Here is a 26,970-nt window from a genome sequence, read left to right as displayed (position 1 = left end):
GGAATATTCGAAATGCGTGAGTCGCGGGTACAGCGGGTGGATCACAGGCGGGTGGATCACAGGCGGGCGGACGCCTCGGCGAGGGTCTGCGCGAGGGTGTCGGCGATACGGTCGAGGAGTTGGCGGTCGCTGATCAGCGGAGGCGCGATCTGCACCAGCGGGGCGGCGCGGTTGTAGACACGGGCCAGGAGCCCGGCCTCCCGCAGCCGGCGCGGGATCAGGTCGCCGACGAGTGCCGCTCGCGCGGTGTCGCTGAAACCGCCGCCCTCCAGGTCGCCGACGAGTTCGCAGGCGTAGAAGAATCCGGCTCCCCGGACGTCGCCGACGATCGGCAGGTCGGCGAGGGACGCCATCCGCCCCGCGAGGTGCCCCTGGAGGCCCCGGACGTTCTCCAGGATCCGGTCCCGCTCCATGATCTCCAGGCTGCGCAGGGCGATGGCCGCGCTCAGCGGGTGCCCGGCGAAGGTGTAGCCGTGGTTGAGGACCGCGCCGGGCCGATTGATGACCTCGACAACGCGATTGCTGACCAGAGTTGCCCCCATGGGTGCGTATCCGGCGGTGATGCCCTTGGCGACGGTGACGATGTCCGGGCGGGCGCCGTAGCGGTCGCCGCCGAACCATTCGCCGAGCCGTCCGAAGGCGGTGATCACCTCGTCGGCGACGAGCAGGAGGCCGTAGCGGTCGGCCAGCGCCCGCAGCCCTGCCCAGTAGCCCTCGGGCGGGGTGATGCAGCCACCGCGGTTCTGCACCGGCTCGGCGATGAGCATGGCGACGGTCTCCGGGCCCTCCGCCAGGATCGCGGCCTCCAGCTCGGAGAGCAGGCGGGCGGTGAAGGTGGTGTCGTCGACGTACTCGGGGGCGAGGCCGAAGCGGTTGGTGTTGGACACGAACCGGGTGTCGATGGCCGGGGGGCCGTACGGCTCCTTCAGGCCGGGGTCGTCGGTGAGGGACAGGGCGCCGATGGTCAGGCCGTGGTAGGCGCCGCGCCGGGCGATGGCCTTGGTGCGGCCCGCCTCGCCGCGCAGGGCGTGGTACCTGCGGGCGATCTTCCAGGCGGTCTCCACGGCTTCGGCGCCGCCGCCGGAGAAGAAGGTGTGCTCGATGTCCACGGGGGCGATCCGGGACAGCCGTTCGGCGAGTTCGATGGCCGTCGGGTGCGCGGAGGAGGACCACAGCGGGCTGAAGCACAGCTCGCGCAGCTGCCGTTCGGCGGCCTCGGCGAACTCTGGGGCGTAGGAGTAGCCGAGCTGGCAGCAGTACAGGCCGGACAGGCCGTCGATGTAGCGTCGGCCGTCCGCGTCGTCCACGTACGGGCCCTCGCCGCGCTGGACGACGAAGAGGTTCTCGCCCTCGGGGCCCAGCGAGCCGTTGGGTGTCATGTTCAGGAGCAGGTGGCCGGCCGCGGAGGCGGACAGTTCACCGGCCGGGATGCGGGCGCTGGTGCTGGTGCTGGTGGTCATGAGGTCTCACTTCCGGCGGGGAGGCCCACGGTGGTGTCCGTCGGCAGCAGGCCGTCCTGCTTGCCGGAGCCGCTGAGCCGGCGCACCACGCCGACCAGTGCGAGGGCCACGACGGCGACCGCGATGAGGATCGCGCTGACGGCGGTCACCGACGGGTCGACGTCGAACTGGAGGACGTTGAACACCTGGACCGGCAGGGTCACCGTGTCCACGGAGGACAGGAACTGCGAGATGAAGAACTCGTCGAAGCTGGTGATGAAGGAGAAGATCGCGGCAGCGACCATGCCGGGCATCGCCAGCGGGAAGGTGATACGCCGGGCGACGGTGAGCCGGCTCGAGCCCATGCTGGCCGCCGCGTCCTCCAGCCGTTCGTCGATGCCCTTCAGCGTGGCCATGAGGATCATCACGGCGATCGGTGAGGCCAGCACGGTGTGGCCGAGGGCGATGGCGATCGGGCTGCCGAGCATCGCCGCCGGTTCGAACAAGAGGAACAGTCCGAGGGCGATGACGACCTGGGGGATCACGAGCGGTGCCAGGACGAGTCCGTAGACGGCCGTGCGCAGTGGCAGGTCGCTGCGGACCAGCGCCGTCGCCGCGGTCATGCCCAGCACGAGCGAGAACACGGTGGTCAGCGAGGCGACCAGGGCGCTCAGGGAGAGCGCGGCCGGCCACTTGCTGCCGTCGGCGAACAGCTGCTCGTACCAGCCCAGCGTCCAGGAGTCCGGCGGGAAGGCGCCGAAGGCGTCCTTGCCGAAGGAGGTGACGACGATGAGGATGATCGGCAGGGCGAGGAACAGCAGGGTCAGCGTGGAGAGGACGGTGAGGGTGATCCGCCCCGCCAGGGTCGAGCGGAGCCCGATCATGAGACACCTCGATTCCGTGCGGCCTCGCCGACGGCTTTGGCCAGCCGCAGCAGAAGCAGGCCCGCGAAGGTGAGCAGCAGGAGGATGATGCCCAGCGCGGCGGCGCCGTTCCACTGGTTCTGCTTCATGACCTGCTCGCTGATGAGCGAGGCGACCATGGTCTGCTTCGGGCCGCCCATGAGGGCGGGGGTGAGGTAGTAGCCGAGGCACAGGATGAAGCAGAGGATGCCCGCGTTGACCAGGCCGGGAGCGACCATCGGGAGGTAGACCCGGCGGAAGATCGTCAGCCGTCCCGCGCCCATGCTGGCCGCGGCGGCGAGCAGCCGCCGGTCGATGCCACGCATCACCGCGTACAGCAGCAGCACGGTGTAGGGCAGCATCACCGAGGTGGTGCCGATGACGACCCCGATCTCGTTGTAGAGCAACTGAAAGGGTGCGCCGGGGACGTGCATGCTCGTCAGGGCGTTGTTGATCACGCCGTGCTCACCGAGCAGGATGATCCAGCCGTATGTGCGTACCAGTGCGCTGATGAAGTGCGGGACGATGACGACCAGCATCACCAGCCCCGCCCACAGAGGTTTCAGCCGGGAGACGGCGGCGGCCAGCAGGAAGCCGACCACCAGGCTGAGCAGCGAGGTCTCCGCGGAGATCCGCAGGGTGGTGAGCAGGATCTCCAGGTTGGCCCCGCGCAGCGCGTCGGCGTACCAGTGCAGCGTCCAGCCGCCCTCCTCGCCCTTGAGGCTGAGGAGCAGGGTGCTGAAGATCGGGTAGATGAACAGGACCAGCAGGTAGACGACGACGGGCGCGGCGTTGAACAGCCCGAAGCGGCTACGGCGCTCGGACAGCATCCGGCGCAGCCGGTTCTTCCGTGGTGCGGGTGGGGGTGCGGTGGCGGGCGCCGGGTTCGGCGCCAGTACGGTTCCGGCCATGGCTCACGCCCCGTGTTCCGTGTCGGTGAGACCGTCAGGGAAGACACTGACGTTCTCGGGGTCGGCGGTCAGGCTGACCTGCTCGCCGATGACCGGGGCGCGGCCGGCCGGGAGTTCCAGCCGGACGAGGTCGGTGTCCGCGGCGCCGAGCGGGCGGACGGTGACGCGTACGAGCGTGCCGACGTAGGTGACCGTCTCGACGGTCCCGGTACAGAACCCGTCGTCCGGCGCCCCCAGCCCGAGCCGACCGGGCTGGACCGCGGCCCGTACCCGTGCCCCGTCCGGGGCCGCCTGCGGGCGGGCCTTCAGCAGACCGCCGGTGTCGAGCCGTACGAGGGTGTGGTCCGCCGTGCGCTCCTCCAGGCGGCCGGAGAGGAAGTTGGCGGCGCCGAGGAAGTCGGCGACGAACGGGGTGCGCGGGCGTTCGAAGAGCTCGCGCGGGGTGTCGAACTGGTCGATCCGCCCGTCCCGCATCACCGCGATCCGGTCGGAGAGGACCAGCGCCTCCTCCTGGTCGTGCGTCACATAGATGACGGTCAGGCCGAGTTCCTGCTGGATGCGCTTGATCTCGGTCTGCAGCTGGTCGCGCAGCTTCTTGTCGAGGGCGCCCAGCGGCTCGTCCATGAGGATCACCGGCGGCCGGTAGACCAGCGCCCGGCACAGTGCGACGCGCTGCTGCTGGCCGCCGGACAGCTCACGCGGCCGGCGCCGGGCCATGGCGGACAGTCCGGCCATCTCCAGGGTCTCGCCGACCCGGCGGCGCAGCTCCGCCTTGGGGATGTCGCGCAGTTGCAGCGGGAAGGCGACGTTCTCCCACACCGTCATGTGCGGGAAGAGCAGGTACTGCTGGAAGACGAAGCCGAGGCCGCGCTTCTGCGGGGCGAGCCGGGTCACGTCGCGGGCGCCGACGACGATGCTGCCGGAGTCGGGTTCGCAGAACCCGGCGATCATCATCAGGGTGGTGGTCTTGCCGGAGCCGGAGGACCCCAGGAAGGTGACGAACTCGCCCCCGGCGATCTCCATGGAGACCTCGTCGACGGCGGTGACCCCGTTGTACGTCTTGCGCAGTGCGGTCACCGAGAGGGGCTTTCCGGTGCTGGCGTCCGGCGCCGAGGAGACCATCGGGGGCCCGGATTTCACGTCGGTCTCAGGCATGCGTCCACTCCTGCCAGCGCTTGGACACGGCGTCCTGGTTCTTGATCCACCACTCGACGTCCAGGTCGAAGCCGGACTCCAGGTGCTCGGGGGAGCTGACCAGGTTCGCGGCGGTGGCCGAGGGGAGCTTCTCGTAGGCGGCGGGCACCGACGGGCCCATCGGGTAGATCTCGGCGTAGGCGGCCTGCACCTCGGGGCGCAGCGCGAAGTCGATGAGCTGGTAGGCGGCGTCGAGGTTCGCCGCGCCCTTGGGGATGCCGAGGGCGTTGCTCTGCCGGCGGGCGCCGTTCCACTGGTAGGCGAGCGGGGAGCCGCCCTCGATCAGGGCGTCGAGGCGGCCGTGCCAGACGCTGGAGGCGTCGACCTCCTGGCGGCCCAGGAGTACGCCGGGCAGTGCGCCGGTGTCCCAGAACTTCCGGATGGAGCCCTTGATCTCGCTGAGGGCCTTGAAGGCCCGTTCCACGTCGAGGGGGTAGAGCTGGTCCGGCGGTACGCCGTCGGCGAGGAGGGCGAACTCCAGTTCGGGCAGATCGGCGTCCAGGGCCTGCAGGGCGCGGTTGCCGGGGAACGCCTTGGTGTCCCAGAAGTCCGCCCAGGAGGAAGGTTTCCTCCCGTTGAAGACATCGGTGCGGTACGCCATCACGCTGGCCCAGTAGTTCTTGCCGACCGCGTTGGGGGCGACCAGGTTCTTGGCGATGCCCGCGTTCTGGAAGTTCTTCAGCCGGTCGTAGTCCAGTTCCTCGGTGGCGTCCTGCTGCGCGAAGAGCACGAAGTCGGCCATGGAGTCGTCGATGACGTCGAACTCCGACGCCGACGACGGCGACGCGCTTGCTGGCAGACACGGGGGTTCCTTTCGTCTACCGGGGCCCGGATGTCGGGCGCCCAGTGTGCGGATTCTGCGGTTCCGGATGTGTCGGCGGCTAGGGGCTTGCCTGCTCTGACTTCCCGGAGAGGGAGGGCTTCGGGTCACTTCCCGTGAGTCCGTGCCACATTGTGGAACGTCGTGCTAGAATCTGGCACGAGAATGGCAGTGAGCTTGGAGGGAGTCAAGAGGTGTACACATGGAATTCGCAGAGTTAACGGGGAGAATCCAATGGAAATGAAGAGTGTGACCAGGTCACTGCGGATCCTGGAGGCGGTCGCGCAGCACCAACCGGTGACCGTGGGGGAACTGACCAAGCTCTTCGGGCTGCCCAAGTCGACCGTGCAACGCACGCTGGTCACCCTGAACGAGGCCGGGTGGCTGCGGGCCAACCGCAAGGACACCACCCGCTGGGAGATCGGCGCCCGGGTGCTCGCCGTACGGCCGGCGGCGTTGCAGGGGTCGAGCCTGTTCGCCGCCGCACGGGAGCCCATGATCCGGCTCAGGGACGCGGTGAACGAGACCATCCACCTGTCGGTGCCGGACGCGCTGCAGTGCATGGTCGTCGTGGACCGCGTCGACTGCGATCACGCGGTACGGACGTTCCACACCATCGGCGACACCTCGCCGCTGCACGCCACCGCCACGGGGCGGGCCATCCTGGCCCACCTGCCGAAGGCCGACGTCGACGAGCTCGTCGAGCGTGGGCTGGAGCGGTTCAGCGAGTCCACGCCGACCGATGTCGGCGAACTGCGGGCCGCGCTGGACCGGGTGCGTGCCGACGGCTACTCGGTCAACCTCAACCAGTACCGCCCGGATGTGTGCGCGGTGGCCGCGCCCATCCTGGACGAGGACGGCACGCCGCTCGCCGCGGTGGCCGTCTCGATGCCGGACTCGCGGTTCGACGCCGGCCGGCTGCCCGAGCTGGGGCGCGTTGTCGCCGACACCGCCGAGGAGATCGCGGCGCGGCGCATCAGCGCGTAGGTGCTACCGGCGCACAGATGTTGGCGCGCAGGTGTTACGGGGGGAGCGGCCTTCCGCAGGCCGCTCCCCCCGTGCCCGGCCGGGGGGGGGAGACAGTCGGCCGGGCACGGGGTGGCCCACGCGGTGCGCGATGGGGCGTATGTCAGGGCAGGACACCCGTCATCGCACGGGCACCGCGAGGTACTGGAACTCCAGGAACTCGTCGATCCCGACCCGGCCGCCCTCGCGGCCGAGCCCGGACTGCTTCACACCGCCGAACGGCGCCGCGGGGTTGGAGACGAGCCCGGTGTTGAGCCCGACCATGCCCACTTCCAGCCGCTCGCTGACGCGCAGGGCGCGATCCAGACCCTCGGTGAACAGGTAGCCGACGAGCCCCCAGGGCGTGTCGTTGGCGCGGCGCAGGACCTCGTCCTCGTCGTCGAAGGTGAGGATCGCCGCGACCGGCCCGAAGATCTCCGTCTCCATCAGGCGGCTGCCCGGATCGACGTCCGTCAGCACGGTCGGCGGGTAGAAGCAGCCCGGCCCCTCGGGCGTACGGCCGCCGACGAGCACCCGGGCGCCCCGCTCCACCGCGTCGGCGACCAGCTCCTCGACCTTGGCCCGCCCCGCGGCATCGATCAGCGGACCGACATCGACCCCGTCCCGGGTACCGGGGCCCACGACGAGCGCCCCCATCCGACGGGCGAGGCGCTCGGCGAACTCCTCCGCCACCGACCGGTGGACGAAGAAGCGGTTCGCGGCCGTGCACGCCTCCCCCATGTTGCGCATCTTGGCGAGCATCGCGCCGTCCACGGCCACGTCCAGGCCGGCGTCCTCGAAGACGATGAAGGGCGCGTTGCCGCCCAGCTCCATCGAGGTGCGTACGACGGTGTCGGCGCACTGGGCCAGCAGCAGCCGCCCGACCTGCGTGGAGCCGGTGAAGGACAGCTTGCGGATACGGCCCCCGCGCAGCAGCGGTTCGCACACCTCCCCGGCGCGGGAGGTGGTGACGACGTTCAGCACGCCGTCCGGCAGTCCCGCCTCCTTGAGGATCCCGGCCAGCGCGAGGCTGGACAGCGGGGTCTGCGGGGCGGGCTTCAGCACCATCGTGCAGCCGGCCGCGATCGCCGGGCCGATCTTGCGGGTGCCCATGGCCAGCGGGAAGTTCCACGGGGTGATCAGCAGACAGGGGCCGACGGGGCGGCGGGTGAGCAGCATGCGGTTGCGGCCGTCGGGCAGGGTGCCGTAGCCGCCGTCGACGCGTACGGCCTCCTCGGAGAACCAGCGGAAGAACTCGGCCGCGTACGCCACCTCTCCCCTGGCCTCGGCGAGCGGCTTGCCCATCTCGGAGGTCATCAGGTGGGCGAGTTCGTCGGTGCGGTCGAGGATGATCTCGTGGGCGCGGCGCAGGATCTCGCTGCGCGCCCGGGGTGCCGTACGGGCCCACTCCTCCTGCGCCTGGACGGCGGCTTCCTCCGCGAGGCGGGCTTCCTTCGGGCCCGCGTCGGCGACGTGGCAGAGGATCTCGCCGGTCGCGGGGTCGTCCACGGGCATGGTGGCGCCGTCCGCGGCGTCCACCCAGGCACCGCCGATGAACAACTGCGTCGGTGTGTCGGTCATGAGGTCTCTCCTGGTCGGTCGGCGGCGGGGTCGAGCAGTTCCGCGAGGTGCAGGGCGCGGATGTCCCGGTCACCGGCGAGGTGGTCGATCTGTGTGGCGCAGCTGAAGCCGTCGGCCACGACGACGCTCGGCGTGTCCTGGTCGATGCCGTCGAGGCGGGGTTTCAGGGCCAGGTCGGCGACGGCCATCGAGGTGTCGTAGTGCTGCTTCTCGAAGCCGAAGTTTCCGGCGAGTCCGCAGCAGCCCTCGGCCTCGTCGACCTCGCGCACGCCGAGTTCGCGCAGCAGGTCGCGCGGGCGTTGACCGGCGAAGGCGGCGTACTCGTGGCAGTGGGTCTGCAGCACGACGCTCGTAGGCAGCGGCGGCGGGGTCCAGTCCGGCTCGGCCAGGTCGGTGAGGGCCCCGGTGAGGGTGTGGACGCGGGCCGCGACGCGCCGGGCGGCCTCGGTGCCGAGCAGCTCCGGTACGTCGCGCTTGAGGGCGGCGGCACAGCTGGGCTCGGCGACGATGACGGGCCGGTCGTCGCCGTTGTCGAGGCGAGCGACCGTACGGGCCATGATTCTGCGCGCGATGGACAGCTGGCCGGTGCTGACCCAGGTCAGACCGCAGCACAGACCGTCCTTCGCCGTACAGGGGATTCCGGCGTCGGCGAGCACGCGGCTCGCGGCTCCGGCCACCTCGGGGCGGAAGGCGCGCGCGAAACTGTCGACGAAGAGCAGCGCCTTCGACGGTTCGCCCGTCTTCGCCGCGCGCAGGACCTTGCGCAGGGCACGCCGGGAGGCGAAGGCCGGGACGGTGCGCTTGGTGGTCACGCCTCCGAGGCGGGCGAGCAACGTGCCCACCGGCCCGCGCAGCAGCGCGTTGAGGGGGCGGGCGGCGTATCCGGCGAGGGCGGAGGTCAGGGGCAGCCAGCCCAGCGAGTAGTGGGATCGTGGCCTGAGCCTTCCCTTGTAGTGCTGGTGCAGGAACTCCGCCTTGTAGGTCGCCATGTCGACGCCGACCGGGCAGTCGCTGGAGCACGCCTTGCAGGACAGGCACAGATCCAGCGCGTCCTTGACCTCGGTCGAGCGCCAGCCCTCCTGAACGGTCCCGCCCCGCACCATCTCCTGGAGCAGCCGGGCCCGGCCCCGGGTGGAGTCGTTCTCCTCCCCCGTGGCCCGGTAGCTGGGACACATCACACCGCCCGCGTCGCTGCGACAGCGGCCGACGCCGACGCAGCGGCGCACGGCGCCCGCGAAGCCGTCCTCGTCGTGCGGGAAGGAGAAGAGGGTCTCGACGGGCAGCACGTCAGAGGGCGTGTGCAGCGCCAGATCGGCGTCGAGTCGGGCCGGCGCCACAATGACGCCCGGGTTGAGCAGCCCCTCGGGGTCGAAGGTCTCCTTGAAGTCGGCGAACGCCTGGATCATCCGGTGGCTGTACATGACCTCCAGCAGTTCGCCGCGGGCCCGCCCGTCACCGTGCTCGCCCGACAGCGTTCCCCCGTGCTCGACGACCAGGGCGGCCGCCTCCGCCAGGAACCGGCGGGTGGCAGCCCGCCCGGTGTCCGTGGCGAGGTCGAAGTCGATGCGCACGTGGACACAGCCGGCACCGAAGTGCCCGTAGAGCACCCCGGTCAGCCCGTGGGTGGCCAGCAGCTTACGGAAGTCCCGCAGGTAGGCGGCCAGGTCCTCAGGGGCGACCGCCGCGTCCTCCCAGCCGGGCCAGGATTCCCCGCCGTCGACGAGACGGGCGGCGAGCCCTGCCCCGTCCTCGCGGACCCGCCACAGCGAGCGCCGCTCGGCCGTGCTCTCCACTACTCGTCCGCCGGTCGTCCGGCCCCGGGCCTTGAGCACGTCCAGCAGTTCGGCGGCGCGGGTGTTCACCGCGGCCTGGTCGTCGCCGTCGAGTTCCACGTACAGCCAGGCCCGCCCCTCGGGCAGTCCGGTGACGGAGTCCGGGCCGCGGCGGGCGCGCATGGTGGCGACGATCGCCTCGTCCATGCCCTCCACGGCGGTGGGATTCCAGCACAGGATCTCGGGTACGTCCTCGGCGGCGTCGACGACGTCGTCGTAGCCGAGGGTGAGCAGCGCCGAAGCCGGTGCGGTGGCCACCAGGCGGACCGTCGCGGCGGTGACGACCGCACAGGAGCCCTCGGTGCCGACCAGAGCGCGGGCCATGTCGAAGCCGTGCTCGGGCAGCAGATGGTGCAGCGAAAAGCCGGAGACCTGGCGCGGGATACGGCCCAGCTCGGTGCGGATCGGAGCCAGACTGCCGTCGATCAGCCGCCGTACGTCCGCTTCCAGCCGGGCTACGCGCTTCACGGCGTCCGTGTCGTCCGGGTCGGCGGCGCGCAGTCCGGTGCGGTCGGCGACGGCCCGCACGCCGTCGGCCGTCACGATCTCCAGTGCCTCGATGTGGCCACTGGTGCGACCGTGCCGCACCGATCGGTTGCCGCACGCGTCGTTGCCGATCATCCCGCCGAGGGTGCAGCGGCTGTGCGAGGACGGGTCGGGGCCGAAGGTCAGCCCGTGCGGAGCGGTCGCGCCGCGCAGCGCGTCAAGGATCACTCCCGCCTCGACGCGCGCGGTACGTGACCGCGGGTCGATGTCCAGGATCCGGTTCATGTACCGGGAGAAGTCCAGAACGACACCCGGCCCGATCGCATTGCCCGCCATGCTGGTGCCGCCGCCGCGCGCGGTGACCGGAACGCCCGCCTCCCGGCAGGCCCGTACCACCGCGACCACGTCGACCGCGGTACGGGGGAAGACCACGGCGCGGGGCGGCACGCGGTAGTTGGAGGCGTCGTAGGCAAAGAGGCCGGTGACGCCCGGGCCGGTCTCCACCCGCAGGCCGGGAGCCGTCTCGGCGAGCCGCGCGACCAGCGGCTCCAGGAGTGCGGTGGTGTCCGTCATCACCGCGCCGCTCCTGAAGTGCCGGCCTCCACCGCGGTCGCCCACGCCTGAAGGCCCTCGTCGACCTGCGTCTCGTCGATCACCAGCGCCGGGATCATGCGCACGACCTGGTTCCAGGCCCCGCACAGCAGCAGGAGCAGGCCCTCGTCGACGGCGGCGCGCTGCACTCGGGCGGCGGTCTCCGGGTCGGGGCTGCCGTCCTCGGTGACGAACTCGGTGGCCAGCATCAGCCCCAGGCCCCGCACGTCTCCGATGCCCGGAGTACGGTCCGCCACCGCCTCCAGGCCCTGGCGCAGCCGCGCGCCCATGGCCTCGGCGTTCTCCACGAGCTTCTCGTCCCGTACGACGTCGAGGGTGGCGCAGGCCGCGGCGCACGCGACGGCGTTGGCACCGTACGTGCCGCCCTGCGAACCCGGCCACGCCTTGCGCATCAGCTCCTCGGAGGCGGCGATGCCCGACAGCGGGAAGCCGCTGGCCAGGCCCTTGGCGGTGACGAGGATGTCCGGGGTGACGCCGAAGTGCTCGTGCCCCCAGAAGCGGCCGGTGCGGCCCACGCCGGTCTGCACCTCGTCCAGGATCAGCAGGAAGCCGTGCCGGTCCGCCCGCTCCCTCAGCCCCTCCAGGAAGGCGCGGTTCGCGGGCACGTACCCGCCCTCGCCGAGCACCGGCTCGACGATGACCGCGGCCGTGTCGGCGGGTGAGGAGATCGTCTGGAGGGTGTAGTCAAGTTCCTTGAGGGCAAAGCGGGTGGCCGTCTCCTCGTCCCAGCCGTAGCGGTAGGCCGTCGGGAAGGGGGTGACGACCACTCCGCTCATCAGCGGGGAGAAGCCGGACCGGAAGCGGGTGCCGGAGGTGGTCATGGAGGCGGCGGCCACCGTGCGGCCGTGGAAGCCGCCGTGGCAGACCAGGACATTCGGGCGGCCGGTGGCCTGCCGGGCCAGCCGCAGCGCGGCCTCGACGGCCTCGCTGCCGGAGTTGGTGAAGAACAGGCTGTCCAGTCCGGCCGGCAGCACCTCGCCGAGCTTGTCGACGAGCCGCCGCAAGGGCTGGTGCATGACGGTCGTGTACTGGCCGTGGACGAGTGTGCCCACCTGCTCCTGCGCCGCCGCCACGACCTTGGGGTGGCAGTGTCCGGTGCTGGTGACGCCGATGCCGGCGGTGAAGTCGAGGTAGCGGCGGCCGTCCTCACCGTAGAGGTGGACGCCTTCGCCCCGGGCCGCCACTACGGGAGTGGCCTGGCGAAGGTGCGGCGACAGTGCGGTCATGTTCGTCTCCCGGCCGTATGTCATGGTCTGCGCGATCTGCGTGGGCTGCGTGGGCTGCGTGGGCTGCGTGGGCTGCGTGGGCTGCTCCGGCATCCCGAGCATCCCGGCCGCCCAGGAGCGCGACAACACGTGATGTGTCCAGCGAGGACACGGTGTTCGGACGTTGTGTCAACCACAGGGCCGGAACGCGGCGCTCACCCCGCCCGTCCGCCGGGGTGGTACACCTCTTGCGCAGGTCAGCGGGGCTTGTCACAGTGACCGGGCACGTAGGGAGACACCGTGACCGACAACCATCAGACGGCGCTGCCGCCGGGCGGGGACGACCGGGACGGCGCCGCGCCCGGCCGCGCCCTCACCGTCTCCGACGTCCTGGCCCTCCCCGTCCTGGCCGCGGGACAGCCGCTGGTCGTCACCGGCGCGCCCCTCCTCGACCGGCCGGTGCGCTGGGTCCACATCACCGAGCTGACCGACCCCGCCTCCTTCCTCAAGGGCGGCGAACTCGTCCTGACCACCGGCATGCCCCTGCCCGAGGAGCCGACCGGCGTACGCCGCTACGTCGACGAACTCGCCGACATCGGCGCGGCGGCCCTGGTCATCGAACTGGTCCGCCGCTACCACCGCCCGCCCGCCGCCCTGGTCCACGCCTGCCAGGCCCGCGGCCTCCCTCTCGTCACCCTGGCCAAGGACGTCAACTTCCTGGAGGTCACCCAGGTCGTCCACGCCCTGATCCTCGGCAACCAGGCGGAGGTGATGCGCCGGACCCAGCGCATCCACGAGGCGTTCACCGCCCTGACGCTGCGCGGCGCGGGACCCGAGGACGTCGTACGCGCCGCCGCGGAGATGAGCGGCCGCACGGTCGTCCTGGAGAACCTGGTCCACCAGGCACTGGTCTGCGAGCCCTCCGGCGACACGGTCGAAGTGGCGCTCACCGACTGGGAACAGCGCTCCCGAGCGACCCCGCCCGCCGACCACACGGCCGTCTCCGGCCCCGACGGCTGGCTCGTGGCACCCGTGGAGTATCAGGGCGAACGCTGGGGCCGGGTGGCCATGCTCCCCGGCCCGCCCGGCCCGCCCGGCCCGCCCGGCCCGACCGATCCCCAGTCCTTCGGCCCCGAGGACGTCACGGTCCTGGAGAGAACCGCGATGGCCCTCACCATCGCCCGCCTCATCCATCCCACACCCTGGGAACGCACCGCACACCGCAACGTCCTGCGCGACCTCGCCGAACAGCGCCACCGCTCCCCCGCGGACACCGACGCCCGGGTGGCCGCGCTGGGCCTGCCCACGAAAGACTCACGCTTCGTCGCCGTGCTGACAGACGCACCTCACGAGGACGACACCACGAAGGCCGAAGCCCTCCTCTCCAAGGAGCTCAGCACGAAGGGAACACAGGCCCTCGTCGGCCTCCTCGGACCAACCCGCCTCGGCATCCTTCTGTCCCTGCGCCCCGACCAGCCGTGGCGGCCCGTGGCCGAGCACCTGAGCCGCACCACGCTGGACCTGGTACCAGGGGCGACGGTGAGCGTCGGCGGCGAAACCACGGATCTCCCGGGCGTCGCCCGTTCCTTCCGCGAGGCGATCCGAGTCGCCGAAGCGACCGAACCCGGCCAACCGCTCCCCGCTGGACGCTCCTACCATGAGCGGTCCGACATCGGCCTGCGCCGCCTCCTCTTCGCGCTCCGCGAAGACACCAGGATCCAGGACTACGCCGAACGGCAGCTCGGCCGACTCGTCGACCACGACACCAGCCACGGCGCCGACTTGCTGACCACCCTGCGCCACTACCTGGACGCGGCCGGCAACAAGACCCTGGCCGCCCGTCACGGCGGCCTGTCCCGGGAGACCGTCTACCAACGCCTTCGCACCATCGAGCGGATACTCGACTGCGACCTCGAATCCGGCGAACAACGCACCGAACTCCATGTGGCCCTCACGGCGCTCGATGTCCTGCGGGTCCGCTGAACCGGTCTTCGACACGCCTGACACGCCATAAGAAATGGATTTCATTTTCATCTAGACTGTGGGTGCCGATTCGGCAAGCGCTGATGGAGGGTGATCTGCCGTGGGCGGCCGGACGACCCGGCAACGGAGGGCGGTCCTGCGTGCACTCGCGGACTGTCAGGACTTCGTGTCGGCCCAGGAGTTGCACGCTCTGCTGGTCGCCGACGCCCATGCGATCGGTCTGACGACCGTCTACCGGGCTCTGCGGGCCTCGTCACCGCGGGCGGTGACGTGTATCGCGGTGCCGACGGAGCCGCGGGCGACATCGGCCACACCCGGGCCGTCGGCGGCGGCACCGTCCTGTGCGCCTGGGCAACGTCGGCTGCGTGGGAGCGCTGGCCTCCCACCGGGCCGTCCTCCGCAGCCTGGGCATCCCCGAGTCGACCGACGGCGACCCGCTGCACGGCACCCGTGAGCTCGCCCGGCGCATCGCCGACAGTGACCGGACCGCGCTGCACGCCGTCCGCCAGGCGGCCACGGAGATCGGCGAGGCGGCGGCCATGCTGGTCCACATGTTGAACCCGCGCACCGTGGTGCCGGCCGGCCCGCTCAGCGAACTCCGCGACGACCTCGTCTCCGCCGTACGCGCCGCGGTCCACCAGCGCGCCCTCCCGCCGGCCACCCGGAAGCTGACCATCACCGCCACCCGGCTCAAAGGCGCTTCCGGCCTCCACGGCGGCGTCGCCCTCGCCGCCCGGGACTTCTTCAGCCCGGCGGGCATCGCGCGGCTGCTGGCCGGGGAGCCGGGGGCGGGCGGTTGGTCGGGGCTGCGAACCGCTTGGGCCGGGCGGGAGTTCGGGGAGTAAGGGTCGCTGCTCCGGGAGCGTCGCGTGGGGAGAAGCGTCACGTGGGGAGGGGAAGCGACTGTGCGGCCAGGTGCGGCTTTGGGCCGCTCGACGCCGCGAACGCCGCGGGCGCGGCAGCCGACGGCCTCGCTCATGTCGGCGATGTGGGGTCTGCCGAGCCCCTGAGTGAGCAGTGCCCGGGCCCCGTGGCGGGTTCGCTCCTATCGTGGAACGACACAGTGACGCTCGGCGCCGAGGCAGGCAGCACATGGGGAAACCGCAGATCGACTATGCGGCGGTCTTCCGTGCCCTGCCCGGCATGGTGGCCCTGCTCACCCCTGACCTGGTGTACGCCGACGCCAACGACGACTTCCTGCGGCTGGCCGGGCGCGCCCGCGAGCAGCTGCTGGGCCGCTACATCTTCGACGTCTTCCCCGAGAACCCCAACGATCCGGCCGCGGCCGGCATGCGGGAGACCCGGGAGTCGATGCTCCGGGTGGCGGCCACCGGCGAGCGCGACACCATGGCCCTGCTCCGCTACGACATCGAGGATCCCGAGCGGCCCGGCCACTGGGAGGAACACTATTGGAGCCCGGTCAACGCACCTGTCATCGGACCCGACGGTCAGGTCGTGCTGATCGTGCACCGGGTGGAGGAGGTCACCGAACTCATCCGCGCCCGCGGCGGCCCGAGCGGCGACAGCCGGGCCCGTGTGCTGGAGGCCGAGCTCTACACCCGCGCCCGCGAACTGCACGAGATCAACGAACGGCTGCGCAAGGCGCACACCCACGAACGCGAGGTCGCCCTGGCCCTGCAGGCGGCGATGCTGCCCGCCCCCAGACCCCTCGGCCATCACCAGGCGGCCGTGCGCTACCAACCCGCCATCGGCGCCCTGAACGTGTGCGGCGACTGGTACGACCTGGTCGAACTGTCCGGCGAGAGCCTCGCGGTAGCCGTCGGTGACGTCGTCGGCCACGGCCTGGCGGCCGCCTGCGCGATGGGACAGCTGCGCAGCGCCCTGAGCGCGGCCGCCCGCGTCGCCGACGGCCCGGCCCAGGCCCTGGAGGCCCTCGACATGTACGCCCGTTCCGTCGACGGCGCCGAGTCGACCACCGTCGTGACAACCTTCATCGACTGGGACGACCACACCATCACCTACAGCTGCGCCGGCCATCCGCCGCCTGCCCTGCTCCACCCCGAGGGCACCGTGACCTTCCTGGACCGGGCCACCGACCCGCCGCTCGGCGCCCGGCCCGGACACGTGCACCGTCCCCAGGCCCGCACGCCCTTCACAGCGGGCGCCACCCTCGTCCTGTACACCGACGGCCTGATCGAACGCCGCACCGAGGACATCGACACCGGTCTCGCCCGCCTCGCCGCCTCCCTCGAACGCCACCGGCACGCCGACCCCGAGCCCCTGGCCGACACCCTCCTGGCCGATCTTCTTCCCCCGGCCGGCAACGCCGACGACACCGCCCTGATCGTCCTCCGCCTGTGACTCGCGTCCACGCATCGTGGTCGTGACGGTGGCCCGCAGCCTGCCCGGCACGGTGAGTGACCACCGCGAACTCGACGACGAAGAGAGCACTGCCGACGGGGCCGCCCCGTGCGGGGGCGCGCACGAGGCGGCCCGTGCCGGGCCGACCAGCGGGCGAGCGCGACCAGTTCCCCGGGACCAGCTCGCACGCCGTCTACGGCCACGTCGGCCACTACGGACACGACGAGCACCACCACGACGGCCACCGCTCCGGCCCCGGCCGGAAGTCACCGGAGCTTACTGGAACTTATACGCCGAGCCGATAGTTTCTACGTTGCTGTAGATATTGATGGAGCATCGGACCGCCGACCGGGCGGACCGGCCTTCGACCGACGATCGTATGGAGTTCTCATGGCCCTGTGGGACCGCCTCAAGGAGTCCGCATCGACGATGCAGACCCAACTCACGGCGAAGAAGAACGACCTCAAGAGCGGCGCCTTCCGCGACGCGAGCATGGCGATGTGCGCCCTCGTCGCAGCCGCCGACGGCACCATCGACCCGTCCGAACGCCGACGTGTGGCCCAGCTGATCGCCACCAACGAGGTCCTGCAGAACTTCGACGCCGTGGACCTGCAGCGCCGCTTCGACGACAACCTCGACAAGCTGACCGCCGACTTCGACTTCGGCAAGGTCAGTGTGTTGCAGGAGATCGCCAAGGCGAAGAAGAAGCCCGCCGAGGCGCGTGCCGTCGTCCAGATCGGCATCGTCATCGGCGGCGCGGACGGCGACTTCGACAAGACCGAGCAGGCCGTCGTCCGCGAGGCCTGCTTCACCCTCGACCTGCCGCCGCACGAGTTCGACCTCTGATCGCCCGACGACGCTCGTGCCGGGCGCCCCTCGGTGACGGGGCCCGGCACGCCGTCGTCTTCGGGGAAGCCGAATCGGTGACCTGGACACCGGGTGGTCCTCCGCGCGCACGGGGCATCCACGACGACACCGGGTTCCTCCCTCGGTGACGGCGGCTGCCGCGCCCGCCATGGTGCCGTGATGCCGGCCGTCACTCGGAGGCGCGTCCTCACAGGGGCGTCGCCGCGTGCAGGACGAGCACCATCGTCACCGCGGAGTTCGCGGACGACAGCGCGGACGCCGCAGGTCCCCGCGGCCGCGCCCCAGGCGGCCAGGCCCACGCCGGTGAACACCGACGGCCAGCTGCGCATCGTGGGCACGGGCCCGAGCAGGGCGGCGACCCGGTGCGGCACCGGGCCCGGCGCGGCGAGGCCCGCGATGGGGGTACCTCCCGCTCGAGCGAAGCCGAGAGTGGGGGAGGGTACCGGGGTGCCGCGGGAGACGAGGGCCGCCTTGCCGATCGCGCACGCCACGACCCTGCGGCTGCCGACGGCCTGCGCGGCCTCCTCGTCCGCCCACCGCTCCCCCGTGTACGACACCGCCGTACGCAGCGGTCGCAGGAACGGGTTGGCGCGTGCGGCCAGTTGGACGGCGAGCAGGAACCGGTGGTGCCGGGCGGCGAGGTGGGCGCGCTCGTGGGCGAACAGGGCGCGCCGCTCGGCCGGTTCGAGGCAGGAGAGCAGGGCGGTGGTCACCACCACCCGGTCCCGTCGCCCGCCGGGGAGGGCGCAGGCGTACGGCTCCTCGTCGGGCAGTACGGCCACCTCCGTGCCGGGCAGGCCGGCCAGTGCCCGGTGGGCGCGGCGGCGGACCCGCCGGTGCCGCCAGAGTGTGCGGCCGCAGGCCAGCAGCACCACGAGGAGCGCCGGGATGGCAGCCTTGCCGGCGACCTCGTCGTAGGGCAAGGCCTCGCGCACCTCGGGGTCGGACCAGGCATCGGGCTGGGGGTCCCCCGGGACGAAGTCTGGGGGAGGGGTGCCGGGGAGTTGCGCGGTGCCGACGACCATCAGCAGCCCCAGGCACACGGTGCTGCACACCGCCATCACCGCGGCCAGCCCGGTCAGGAGCCGGGTCGCGGTCCGCGAGTGCAGCCGCTGCTCGGCCAGGCGCGCGACCGGCCACGCCGTCAACGGCAGGACCAGCGGCAGAAAGACGAACACCCCCATGAGGACTCAGTCTTCCCCTTCGCCCTCGGCCCGACCCAGCAGTTCGCGCAGCAGCCGCTCGTCGTCCGGTTCCAGGGAGGTGACGAAGCTGGCCAGTACCGCCTCCCGGTCGCTCTCGGCATCGAGCACCTTGCGCATCTTGCGCGCGGCCAGGCCCGCCTGGTCCGAGGCGGGGGTCCACGCGAAGGACCGGCCGGCGCGCTCGCGGGTCACCGCGCCCTTGGCCAGCAGCCGGGTCAGGATCGTGATCACCGTCGTATAGGCAAGGTCGCCGCCCAGCCGCTCCTGGACCCATCCCGCGCTCGCCGGGCCGTCCGCCTCGCGCAGGGCCGACAGGACGAGCGCCTCCAGTTCACCCTGCCCCCGCCGCCGGGGACGCTGCCGCTGGTCCGTCACGCCCTGCCTCCCTTCCGCCGACCCCGAATTCATGGGCGGTCCATCGTACGGACGCCCCACAGCCGACCACGCAACCGCGACCGCAGCCGCGACCGGTGCTCCGCTGCCCCTCGCCACGACATCTACATGATTGTAGAAGCCAGGCTGCCCGGACAGGTTCCTCCGTGCCGCACCGACGGCAACGACACTGATCGGATACCGCATTCTCTTCGGCAACTCCCGTGACTGACCGGCCACTTCACCGGGGGCGCCTCCATCCGCGTCGCATGGACGGTTCCTTACGGCGAGCAAACGGGCAACGATCTACGCTTCTGGCGCTCCTGTCGATTCCCGACCGGCCCGCCGCGGGGAGCCCCCATCCGTGCCCGCCATCGCCACCGCAAACCGTCACCACAGTCCTGCGCCGGCCGTCCGTGTCGGCGCGGCAGCTGCCCCACCTGGCGTTCCTCCTGGCCGCCATCGGCACCCTCGTACGACTCGTCGAGCTGAACAGCCGTCTGTGCTGGACCGTCGCGCCACCCATCGCGACGCTGGTCCTGCTGTACGTGGCCGGGCTGGCCCGCTGGGACCGGCTCGGCGAGGTGGGCCGGCCGGCCTGGTTCGGGACGCTTCTGGTGCTGTGGACCTGGGTCGCCTGGATCATCCCCGCTCCGCTCGCCACCGGATACGCGTGGTTGTCCGTACCGCTGGCCGTCCTCGCCCTGCGGATGCCCGGCACTCGCGTCGAAGTGGCGCTGCCCGCCGAAGACATCGCCAGAGTGGCGGCCGGCCTGCGATGAGCGACGCCGCGGGCTCGCCGGCCCGGGTCCTGATCGTGGACGACCACGCCGTCGTCCGGGCCGGGCTGCGCGCCCTCCTCGACGGCGAGCCCGGGTTGGACACCGTCGGCGAGACCGGCGACGGGACGGACGCCGTCCGCCTGGTGGAGCGGCTCCGGCCCGACGTGGTGCTGATGGACCTGAGGCTGACGGACGCCGATCCGCCGGCGGGCGGCGTCGACGGCACCCGAGGCGACCCGCAGGATCGTGGCCGCCGCCACGGGTGCACGGGTCGTCATGCTCACGAGCTACGGTGCGCAGAGCGACGTCCTGCGAGCCGTGGAGGCGGGCGCCCGCGGTTACGTCCTCAAAGCGGGCCCGCCCGAGGAACTGTTCCGCGCCGTACGCGCCGCGGCGGCCGGAGGCACGGGACTGGCACCGGAAGCGGCGGCACGCGGTCGGACCGGAACCGGTGCTGAGCGAGCGCGAGATCGAGGTCGTACGACTCCTGGCGCGCGGGCACAGCAACCGGGCCATCGCCGCCGCCCTGTTCCTCGCCGAGGCGACCGTCAAGACCCACCTCGTACGGATCTACCGCAAACTCGGCACCGAGAACCGCGTCGGCACGGTCAACGAAGCCGTCCGGCTCGGACTGATCGCACTCGACACCCGAACGTGACTCCGCGTCTTCCCGAACCGGGACGTACAGTACCCCTAGGGGTATTTTTCGAGGAGTGGTCGTGGAACTGGATCTCGCGGGTGCGGACCTGAAGGCCGTGCTGAACCGGCTGCGCCGAGCGCAGGGCCAGATCTCCGGCGTGATCCGGATGATCGAGGAGGGGCGCGACTGCGAGGAGGTCGTGACACAGCTCGCCGCCGCCTCCCGCGCCCTCGACCGCGCCGGCTTCGCCATCATCGCCACCGGCCTGCAACAGTGCGTGGCCGACGTCGAGTCCGGTCTCCGGGACGGCGAGGACAGCGAGCAGATGCGCGCCCGGCTGGAGAAGCTGTTCCTGTCGCTGGCGTGAGGCGCCGGAGTGAAGCGCCGGCGTGAGGGCCGCGCGCGGTCGGCCGGTTCGCGGGCCCCGGCCGGCCGACTCCCGCATGCTTCTTTGCTTCCGCCCGGTCAGGGGCTGGTTTCGCTCAACGGCGTCGCATCAGAACCGCCGTGAACTGCTGGGAGGTGCCCCACGGAGTGAGGTGGTCCTCGCCGGCGGTGTCGACGAGTTCGTAGCCGGGGAACTGGTCGGCGAGTTCGGCGTGGGTGTAGCGGACGATCGGCAGTCCGCTGCACGTGGTCGGGCCGTCCGGGCCGAACGTCGCCACGACGAGCCAGCCGCCCGCGCGCAGCGAGCGGTTCAACGAGGCGAGATAGTCGTCGCGTTCCTCGGGTTCGATGAGGAAGTGGTAGACGGCCCGGTCGTGCCAGAGCGCGTACTCGCGTCCCATGCGCAGGTCGAGCACGTCGGCCACGGTGAGGACGACGTCCGCGCCCGCCGGACCGAGCCGGTCGCGGACGGTCTGCAGGGCGGTGGCCGACAGGTCGACCGCCGACAGGTCGCGGTAGCCGCGCTCGACGAGGTGGTCCACCAGTGTCGACCAGCCGGCGCCCACGTCGATGATCGGCTCGTCGGTGCCGAGTCCGGTCTTGTCGACCAGGCCCAGGGAGAGGTCCGGGACCGACTGCCACCAGGAGACCCCGTCGATGTCCTTGCTGTGATGGACCCCTTCCCAGAACTCCGTCCGGGTCGCTGAGTCCTCGGGGCGCGCTGCGTCGTGCTCGGTCATGACTCCGACAGTAGACCCGGTGGGTCGGCCTCGGCAGCACAGCACGGCTCCGTCATGGTTCCGTAAGGACCGACCTACCCCATATCGCGCCTGGTCGTCGCTACTGTGACGCCATGGTCGAACTGACAGATTCCGATCGGGTGCCGAATCCTCTCGGCGAAGTCCAAGCCCTGATCGACGGTGGTGACATGGACTGCGGCAGCGGTCTGCTGCTGCTGATCACCCGTGCGATGAGGCGACTCGATCCCGGGCAGCTGCTCGGGGTGCGCAGCGCGGAGGCGAGCGTCGTCACCGATCTGCCTGTCTGGGCCGACCTGGTGGGGCATGACGTCGTCACCGAGATCGCCGAGTCGGCCGAGGGCCCGTGGTGGTTCGCCGTGCGCAAGGCGGGCAAGTCCGCCGAGGCGGTCACGGTCTTCAGCCAGGGCGAGCGGACGCCCGTGGGCCACCGGCTGTGGATCTACACCAACTTCGACTGCAACCTCGCCTGTGCCTACTGCTGCGCCGAGTCCTCCCCGAAGGCCGCGGCCCGGCGCTTCGACGCGGCCCTCGCCGCCACGGTGTTCGAGGAGTTCACGGCCCAGGGCGGACGCGAGGTGTTCCTCACCGGCGGCGAGCCCTTCATGCACCCCGAGCTCGGTGACCTGGTCGCGGCGGCCGCCGGTCTGGAGCGCACCGTACTGACCAACGGGATGATCTTCGCGAGGGGCACGCGGCGGAAGACCCTGGAGAACCTGGACCGCGACGTCGTACTCCAGATCAGCCTGGACTCGGCCACCCCCGAACTGCACGACCGGCAGCGGGGCGCGGGCTCGTGGTCGCGGGCGCTGGACGGCATCACGCTGGCCCGTTCGCTCGGGTTCCGGGTGCGGGTGGCCGCCACGCTGTACGACGAGGACCCGAAGGGCGCCGACGCGCTGCACCGGCGCCTCGACGACGCCGGGATCGCCGTACCGGACCGCATCATCCGGCCTGTGGCCCAGGAAGGCTTCGCCGACCAGGGCGTGCACGTCTCCCTCGACAGCCTGGAGCCGGAGCCGACGCTCACCGTGGACGGCGCCTGGTGGCACCCGGTGGCGGTCACCAACCCGCATCTGCGGATCGCCGACGCCCCCCTGCCGTTGAGCGAGGTCTTCGGCGTGGTGCGGGACACTCTCTCCGTCCAGGACGCCGCCGCGCGGTCGGGACGTGAGGTCTTCCGCTGTGCCTGAGGGAGGACATGGGATGAACCGGACGAAGGGGACCCGGATGGGCGCCATGGCTTCGGGGGCGGCTCTTCTGCGCTGGCTCTTCGCACCCGCGACCGACGACGTCCGCCGCGAACAGGCCGTCGCCGCGAGCTTCCTGCGCGTTCTGCTCGGTCTGATGTGGCTCTACAACGTGGCGTGGAAGCGTCCCCCGAACTTCGGGGAGGACTCCGGCACGGGGCTCTACAAGTTCACGGCCTTCGCCGTGAGTCACCCGGTGTTCCCGCCGTACAGCTGGATCGTGGAGCACGCCGTGCTGCCCAACATCACGGTCTTCGGCTGGGTGGTACTGGTCGTCGAGACCGCCCTCGCGGTGATGCTGGTGACCGGTGCCTGGGTGCGGTTGGCCGGGGCTCTCGGTGTGGCCCAGTCCGTGGCCATCGCCCTCTCGGTCGCCTACGCCCCGCACGAATGGCCGTGGGCGTACTGGCTGATGATCGGCGCCCATGTCGTGATCCTGTTCTCCTCGGCCGGGCGGGTCTTCGCCGTCGACGCGGTGCGGTCCGGCGTGGGCTCCGCCAGGCCCCTCGGTCTGGTGTGGGGCGCGATCACGGTCGTCGCCGGCGCCGTAGCCGTGCTGGGCACGGCCGGGGACGATCCCCTCGCCGCGCGCGGCTACGCCCTGGGGTCCTCCGATCCGTCGATCAGCCTCGGCGCGTACAACCTCGTCGGTGGCCTGGTGCTGGTGGTGGTGGGCGTGCTGGTGCTGGTGGCCGCCCGCGGCGGAATCGTCCTCCTCGGCCGGGCGGCGGCACTCGTCGCCGTGGTGGCCGCGCTGTCCCTGCACGCCCAGATCGGCTTCACCGATCCGTTCCTGGGCGGCAACGCGGCCTCGGCGGCCTTCCTGCTGTCCGTCGCCGTGGTCGCCGCGACGGCCGGCGGCGCTCCGGTCCGGGCTCCGGGCCAGGCTCAGGACCAGGCATCACCGCGCGGCTGAGCCCCCTCCCCCCGATCAACACCCGGCCAGGAACAAGGAAGTGTCATGCCTGTACGACCGATGACCCGTCGCTCGCTGCTTCTCGGCGCCGGAGCGACGCTCATGCTCAGCGCCTGCGGCAGCGGGGGCGGAAGTGGGAGCGGGAGCGGGTCGGGTGCACGACGGCTCGGAATCTCCGCCATCCCCGATCAGGACCCCGAGTTGCTCAACCGGCTCTATCCCGCCGTGGCCGAGCGGTTCGCCGACGCGACCGGGCTGGAGGTCGCCTACCGCCCCGTCACCGATTACACCGCCGTGGTGCGGGCCTTCGAGATCGGCGACATCCACGTGGCCTGGATGGGCGGGCTGACCGGTGTCCAGGCACGCGCACGCGTGGAGGGCGCCACCGCCCTCGCGCAGCGTGACATCGACGCCGACTTCCGCAGCCTCTTCATCGCCCACGCCGACTCCGGTCTGCGGCCGTTCGACGGCGTGGACGGATTGCGCGACCTCGCGGGGCACACCCTCACCTTCGGCAGCGAGACGTCCACCTCCGGGCGGCTCATGCCCGAGTACTTCATGCGGCAGGCCGGACTGAAGCAGAGCGGTCTGCGCGGGTCACCGGGCTTCTCCGGCTCCCACGACGCCACCATCGAGGCCGTCGCCCAGGGCAGCTTCGAGGTCGGGGCCGTCAACAAGCAGGTCTGGGACGCCACCGTGGCGGCGGACGAGGTCGACCTGAGCAAGGTGACCGTGCTGTGGCGCACACCCGGCTACGCCGACTACCACTGGCTGGCACGACCGGATCTCGACGACACCTTCGGCGCCGGCACCGAACAGAAGGTGCTGGACCTGCTCCTGGGCCTCGACGGTCAGAACGCCGAGGACGCCGAACTGCTCAAGCTCTTCGGCGCCGAGTCGTTCGTTCGGACCGAGAACTCCGCCTACGACCGGATCGAGGACGTGGCCCGCGACTTGGGGCTGCTGAAGTGAGCGGCTCCTCGCCCGTGATCCGGCTCAGCGGCGTGGGCCACCGGTTCGGCTCGCACGAGGTGCTGCGCGAGCTGGACCTCACCGTCCGTTCCGGGGAACGCGTGGCCGTTCTCGGCACCAGCGGCGCGGGCAAGAGCACGCTCCTGGCCCTGCTCAACGGTTCGCTGGAGCCGACCACGGGCAGCGTGGAGGTATTCGACGAGAACCCCGCGCGCCTGACCGCCCCCCAGCGGCGGCGGCTTCAGCAACGTATCGGCTCGGTGAGCCAGGACCTCGCCCTGATCGAGCAGGTCCGGGTGGTGCACAACGTCAACGCGGGCAGGCTCGGCCGGTGGAGCACCGCCCGCGCGCTGGCCTCGCTGGTCTGGCCCCGCTCGCTCGACGTGGTCCGGGACGCGCTCGACCGGGTGGACCTGGGCTGGGCGCTCCACGAACGCACCGAACGCCTGTCCGGCGGCGAGCGACAGCGCGTCGCGATCGCCCGGCTCCTGGTGCAGGCGCCGGAACTGGTGGTGGCCGACGAGCCCGTCTCCAGCCTCGACCCGGTGCGCGCCGCCGGGATTCTCGGCCTGCTCGGCGCCTCGCCGACCGTGCACGCACTCGTGGTCAGCCTGCATCAGCCGGCCCTCGCCCGGGAGCACTGCACGCGTGTGGTGGGCCTGCGCCGGGGCAGGATCGTCCTCGACAGCCCGGCCGCCGACGTCAGTGACACGGCCCTGCACGACCTCTACGAGCTCGTATGACAGTCGAACTCGACGCCCCGCCCTCACCAGCGACCAAGACCGCCCCCGGGCGCAAGCCGATCAGCGCGCGGAGGGTGCTGATCCGCAGGCTCACGGCGCTGGCGGCGCTGGCCGCACTGCTGATCTGGGCCGTTCGGCGTGCCGTCCCCTCGGGCGGTGAGCTGGTCAACCAGGGCGGTCTGGCCCTGCTCGACGACCTCGCGGCGACCGCGCTTCACCCCTCCCTCGAAGCCGGTTTCCTCCAGGTGGTGCTGGAGGCGACGGCGACGACGCTGGCCCTGGCGCTGCTCGGTACGGCGGGGGCGCTGGTGCTGGGTCTGGTCGGCGGCCTGGTTCTCAGCGATGTGGCGTGGAGCGGTTCGCTGCCCTGGCCGGTACGCGCGGGGCGGCTGGTACTGCGCGGCGCGCTGGTGGCCGTGCGCTCGGTCCACGAGCTGGTGTGGGCGCTGTTCTTCGTCAGCGTGCTCGGCCTCGACCCGCTCGTGGCCGTCCTGGCGCTCGCCCTGCCCTTCGGCGCGCAGAGCGCCCAGGTCTTCGGGGAGACCTTCGACTCCGTGCCCGACGCGCCGTTGCGCGCGCTCCGGGCCGCCGGCGCCAAACGCGGCTCCGCGCTGGCCTACGCCCTGCTCCCCGGCACGGCCCCGCTCCTTCTGTCGTACTCCTTCTACCGCTTCGAGTGCGCCCTGCGTTCCGCGGTCGTGCTCGGGGTCGCCGGTGTCGGAGGGCTGGGGTTCGAGCTCACGGTGAGCCTGCAGTCGCGCAACTGGGGCGAGATCTGGACGCTTGTCGCGGCGCTGCTGGCGCTCGCGGGGGTGGTCGAGCTGTGGAGCAACCGCGTCCGTTCCGATGTCGCGGTGGTGACCTGCGCCGACTGGTCGGTCGGGCAGGAGCGCTCCCGCGACGCGGGCCGGTCGCCGCGTGGCCTGTCCCGCGCGACCCGCTGGTCCCTGATCCTGCTGGTGCCCGCGATCGCGGCCGCCTGGTGGTGGGTCGGCCTCTCGCCCGCCGGGCTCGTCTCGACCCGTACGCAGGACCTCGCCGGCCGGCTGCTCCAGGATCTGTGGCCTCCCGCGCTCCCCGAGGGCGGCTGGCGGATTCTGGTCGGCGCCTCCCTCGACACCGTGACCATGGCCGTCCTCGCCATGGTGATGGCCGTCGTGATCACCATGGTCGTGGGCCCCTGGGCGGCCCGCCCCCGCGCCGACCGGCGCGGTACGGCGGACCGGGGCCGGACGGCCGTCTGGGCCTGGGGCCGAAGGGCCGTCTGGTGGACGGCCCGGCTGCTGCTCCTGGTGCTGCGGTCGATCCCCCCGACGGTGTGGGCCATCATCGCGCTCCTGGGTCTCTTCCCGGGAATCCTGCCCGGGGCCCTGGCGCTGGGGCTCTACACCGGCGGCATCCTCGGCCGGCTGGTCGCCGAGGCCTGGGAGACCATGGACCTCGGGCCCCGGGACTCGCTGCGCAACGCCGGCGTTCCCCGCGTGGTCTCGGCCGTGGCGTCCATGGCACCGCCGTCCGCGAACCACCTGATCACGTACACGCTGTACCGGTTCGAGATCTGCGTACGCGACACCGCCATCGTCGGCGTCGTCGGCGCGGCCGGCCTGGGCCGGCTGCTCAGTGAGCGCCTCGCGGCCTTCGACTTCTCCGTGGTCACCAGCGTCCTGCTGGCGTCACTGCTGGTCAGTCTCGCCGTCGAGATACTCGGCCGCCGACTGCGACGCACGCTTCGCGCCTGAGCCCGGCCCGGGGCGACCGCGACCGATCCGCCCGCCCCGGGTCACCG

Annotated in this window: 24 protein-coding genes and 2 pseudogenes; 15 read left to right on the top strand and 11 right to left on the bottom strand. The window is 71.7% G+C overall.

From position 1 onward, the window contains the following. Nucleotides 1–56: 56 nt before the first annotated feature. Genes ACWD3C_RS03330 through ACWD3C_RS03310 form a run of 5 tightly spaced genes read right to left on the bottom strand, consistent with a single transcriptional unit; the run spans nucleotide 57 to nucleotide 5,377 of the window. Nucleotides 57–1,460, bottom strand: a complete 1,404-nt coding sequence (locus ACWD3C_RS03330) for an aminotransferase class III-fold pyridoxal phosphate-dependent enzyme (protein ID WP_451139522.1) — start codon at nucleotides 1,458–1,460, stop codon at nucleotides 57–59. Beyond that, nucleotides 1,457–2,323, bottom strand: a complete 867-nt coding sequence (locus tag ACWD3C_RS03325; RefSeq protein ID WP_451139520.1) for an ABC transporter permease — start codon at nucleotides 2,321–2,323, stop codon at nucleotides 1,457–1,459. The genes ACWD3C_RS03330 and ACWD3C_RS03325 overlap by 4 nt, the downstream gene beginning before the upstream one ends. Next, complete coding sequence (locus ACWD3C_RS03320) at nucleotides 2,320–3,252, bottom strand: ABC transporter permease (RefSeq protein WP_451139518.1); 933 nt, start codon at nucleotides 3,250–3,252, stop codon at nucleotides 2,320–2,322. Before ACWD3C_RS03320 ends, ACWD3C_RS03325 begins: the two co-directional genes overlap by 4 nt. A gap of 3 nt (nucleotides 3,253–3,255) precedes the next feature. Then, nucleotides 3,256–4,407, bottom strand: a complete 1,152-nt coding sequence (locus ACWD3C_RS03315) for an ABC transporter ATP-binding protein (RefSeq protein ID WP_451139516.1) — start codon at nucleotides 4,405–4,407, stop codon at nucleotides 3,256–3,258. Beyond that, the gene (locus ACWD3C_RS03310; protein ID WP_451139514.1) at nucleotides 4,400–5,377 is read right to left on the bottom strand and encodes an extracellular solute-binding protein; all 978 of its coding nucleotides are present in this window, start codon (nucleotides 5,375–5,377) and stop codon (nucleotides 4,400–4,402) included. Before ACWD3C_RS03310 ends, ACWD3C_RS03315 begins: the two co-directional genes overlap by 8 nt. 129 nt (nucleotides 5,378–5,506) lie before the next feature. Here ACWD3C_RS03310 and ACWD3C_RS03305 point away from each other — a divergent pair, with 129 nt between their 5' ends. Then, nucleotides 5,507–6,253, top strand: coding sequence for an IclR family transcriptional regulator (locus ACWD3C_RS03305; protein WP_451139512.1), 747 nt, complete (start codon nucleotides 5,507–5,509; stop codon nucleotides 6,251–6,253). A gap of 159 nt (nucleotides 6,254–6,412) precedes the next feature. Here ACWD3C_RS03305 and ACWD3C_RS03300 read toward each other — a convergent pair whose 3' ends face one another. The 3 genes from ACWD3C_RS03300 to ACWD3C_RS03290 are packed head-to-tail and all read right to left on the bottom strand — an operon-like array spanning nucleotide 6,413 to nucleotide 12,008. After that, a complete protein-coding gene (locus ACWD3C_RS03300) occupies nucleotides 6,413–7,852 on the bottom strand; it encodes an NAD-dependent succinate-semialdehyde dehydrogenase (RefSeq protein ID WP_451139510.1) in 1,440 nt (479 codons plus the stop codon). After that, nucleotides 7,849–10,743, bottom strand: a complete 2,895-nt coding sequence (locus ACWD3C_RS03295; RefSeq protein WP_451139508.1) for an FAD-binding and (Fe-S)-binding domain-containing protein — start codon at nucleotides 10,741–10,743, stop codon at nucleotides 7,849–7,851. The genes ACWD3C_RS03300 and ACWD3C_RS03295 overlap by 4 nt, the downstream gene beginning before the upstream one ends. Continuing rightward, entirely contained in the window at nucleotides 10,743–12,008 is a 1,266-nt protein-coding gene (locus tag ACWD3C_RS03290) for an aspartate aminotransferase family protein (RefSeq protein WP_451139506.1), read from the bottom strand. Before ACWD3C_RS03290 ends, ACWD3C_RS03295 begins: the two co-directional genes overlap by 1 nt. Here ACWD3C_RS03290 and ACWD3C_RS03285 point away from each other — a divergent pair. From ACWD3C_RS03285 to ACWD3C_RS03260, 6 genes are all read left to right on the top strand, one after another. Then, nucleotides 12,007–12,141, top strand: a complete 135-nt coding sequence (locus ACWD3C_RS03285; RefSeq protein ID WP_451139504.1) for a hypothetical protein — start codon at nucleotides 12,007–12,009, stop codon at nucleotides 12,139–12,141. The genes ACWD3C_RS03290 and ACWD3C_RS03285 overlap by 2 nt on opposite strands. A 146-nt stretch (nucleotides 12,142–12,287) precedes the next feature. After that, nucleotides 12,288–13,970 (top strand): PucR family transcriptional regulator, encoded by a 1,683-nt coding sequence (locus tag ACWD3C_RS03280; protein ID WP_451139502.1) that lies wholly within the window; start codon nucleotides 12,288–12,290, stop codon nucleotides 13,968–13,970. Between the two features lie 100 nt (nucleotides 13,971–14,070). After that, entirely contained in the window at nucleotides 14,071–14,424 is a 354-nt protein-coding gene (locus ACWD3C_RS03275; RefSeq protein ID WP_451139500.1) for a transcriptional repressor, read from the top strand. After that, nucleotides 14,336–14,815: an ROK family protein gene (locus ACWD3C_RS03270; RefSeq protein ID WP_451139498.1), complete on the top strand. Its 480-nt coding sequence runs from the start codon at nucleotides 14,336–14,338 to the stop codon at nucleotides 14,813–14,815. The genes ACWD3C_RS03275 and ACWD3C_RS03270 overlap by 89 nt, the downstream gene beginning before the upstream one ends. 247 nt (nucleotides 14,816–15,062) lie before the next feature. Then, entirely contained in the window at nucleotides 15,063–16,292 is a 1,230-nt protein-coding gene (locus ACWD3C_RS03265) for a PP2C family protein-serine/threonine phosphatase (RefSeq protein ID WP_451139496.1), read from the top strand. A gap of 390 nt (nucleotides 16,293–16,682) precedes the next feature. Continuing rightward, nucleotides 16,683–17,138 (top strand): tellurite resistance TerB family protein, encoded by a 456-nt coding sequence (locus ACWD3C_RS03260; protein WP_451139494.1) that lies wholly within the window; start codon nucleotides 16,683–16,685, stop codon nucleotides 17,136–17,138. 208 nt (nucleotides 17,139–17,346) lie between these two features. Here ACWD3C_RS03260 and ACWD3C_RS03255 read toward each other — a convergent pair. Beyond that, nucleotides 17,347–18,343: pseudogene (locus tag ACWD3C_RS03255) on the bottom strand (M56 family metallopeptidase). Nucleotides 18,344–18,349: 6 nt separating this feature from the next. Next, nucleotides 18,350–18,739, bottom strand: a complete 390-nt coding sequence (locus ACWD3C_RS03250) for a BlaI/MecI/CopY family transcriptional regulator (RefSeq protein ID WP_451139492.1) — start codon at nucleotides 18,737–18,739, stop codon at nucleotides 18,350–18,352. A gap of 413 nt (nucleotides 18,740–19,152) precedes the next feature. Between ACWD3C_RS03250 and ACWD3C_RS03245 the strand changes: the two genes are divergently transcribed. The 3 genes and pseudogenes from ACWD3C_RS03245 (at nucleotide 19,153) to ACWD3C_RS03235 (ending at nucleotide 20,525) form a co-directional block, all read left to right on the top strand. Then, complete coding sequence (locus ACWD3C_RS03245; RefSeq protein ID WP_451139490.1) at nucleotides 19,153–19,518, top strand: hypothetical protein; 366 nt, start codon at nucleotides 19,153–19,155, stop codon at nucleotides 19,516–19,518. Further along, nucleotides 19,515–20,176: pseudogene (locus ACWD3C_RS03240) on the top strand (response regulator transcription factor). Before ACWD3C_RS03245 ends, ACWD3C_RS03240 begins: the two are co-directional and overlap by 4 nt. A 61-nt stretch (nucleotides 20,177–20,237) precedes the next feature. Further along, the gene (locus ACWD3C_RS03235) at nucleotides 20,238–20,525 is read left to right on the top strand and encodes a metal-sensitive transcriptional regulator (protein ID WP_451139488.1); all 288 of its coding nucleotides are present in this window, start codon (nucleotides 20,238–20,240) and stop codon (nucleotides 20,523–20,525) included. A 115-nt stretch (nucleotides 20,526–20,640) separates the two neighbouring features. Here the strand turns inward: ACWD3C_RS03235 and ACWD3C_RS03230 are convergent, their stop codons facing one another. Then, nucleotides 20,641–21,285, bottom strand: coding sequence for a class I SAM-dependent methyltransferase (locus ACWD3C_RS03230; RefSeq protein ID WP_451139486.1), 645 nt, complete (start codon nucleotides 21,283–21,285; stop codon nucleotides 20,641–20,643). Between the two features lie 113 nt (nucleotides 21,286–21,398). On the opposite strand from ACWD3C_RS03230, the gene ACWD3C_RS03225 reads away from it, so the two are divergent. The 5 genes from ACWD3C_RS03225 to ACWD3C_RS03205 are packed head-to-tail and all read left to right on the top strand — an operon-like array spanning nucleotide 21,399 to nucleotide 26,923. Beyond that, nucleotides 21,399–22,496, top strand: a complete 1,098-nt coding sequence (locus tag ACWD3C_RS03225; protein ID WP_451139484.1) for a radical SAM protein — start codon at nucleotides 21,399–21,401, stop codon at nucleotides 22,494–22,496. Between the two features lie 13 nt (nucleotides 22,497–22,509). Further along, nucleotides 22,510–23,469, top strand: a complete 960-nt coding sequence (locus ACWD3C_RS03220; protein WP_451139482.1) for an Rv1678 family membrane protein — start codon at nucleotides 22,510–22,512, stop codon at nucleotides 23,467–23,469. A gap of 45 nt (nucleotides 23,470–23,514) precedes the next feature. Then, complete coding sequence (locus tag ACWD3C_RS03215; RefSeq protein WP_451139480.1) at nucleotides 23,515–24,441, top strand: putative selenate ABC transporter substrate-binding protein; 927 nt, start codon at nucleotides 23,515–23,517, stop codon at nucleotides 24,439–24,441. Next, the gene (locus tag ACWD3C_RS03210; protein ID WP_451139478.1) at nucleotides 24,438–25,184 is read left to right on the top strand and encodes a phosphonate ABC transporter ATP-binding protein; all 747 of its coding nucleotides are present in this window, start codon (nucleotides 24,438–24,440) and stop codon (nucleotides 25,182–25,184) included. Before ACWD3C_RS03215 ends, ACWD3C_RS03210 begins: the two co-directional genes overlap by 4 nt. After that, entirely contained in the window at nucleotides 25,181–26,923 is a 1,743-nt protein-coding gene (locus tag ACWD3C_RS03205; protein ID WP_451139476.1) for a PhnE/PtxC family ABC transporter permease, read from the top strand. Before ACWD3C_RS03210 ends, ACWD3C_RS03205 begins: the two co-directional genes overlap by 4 nt. The last annotated feature ends 47 nt before the right edge of the window (nucleotides 26,924–26,970 follow it).

This window comes from Streptomyces sp. NPDC002845 (assembly GCF_053591955.1).
Note: the sequence above shows the minus strand (reverse complement) of the source record. Positions and strands in the feature narration are given on the sequence as shown.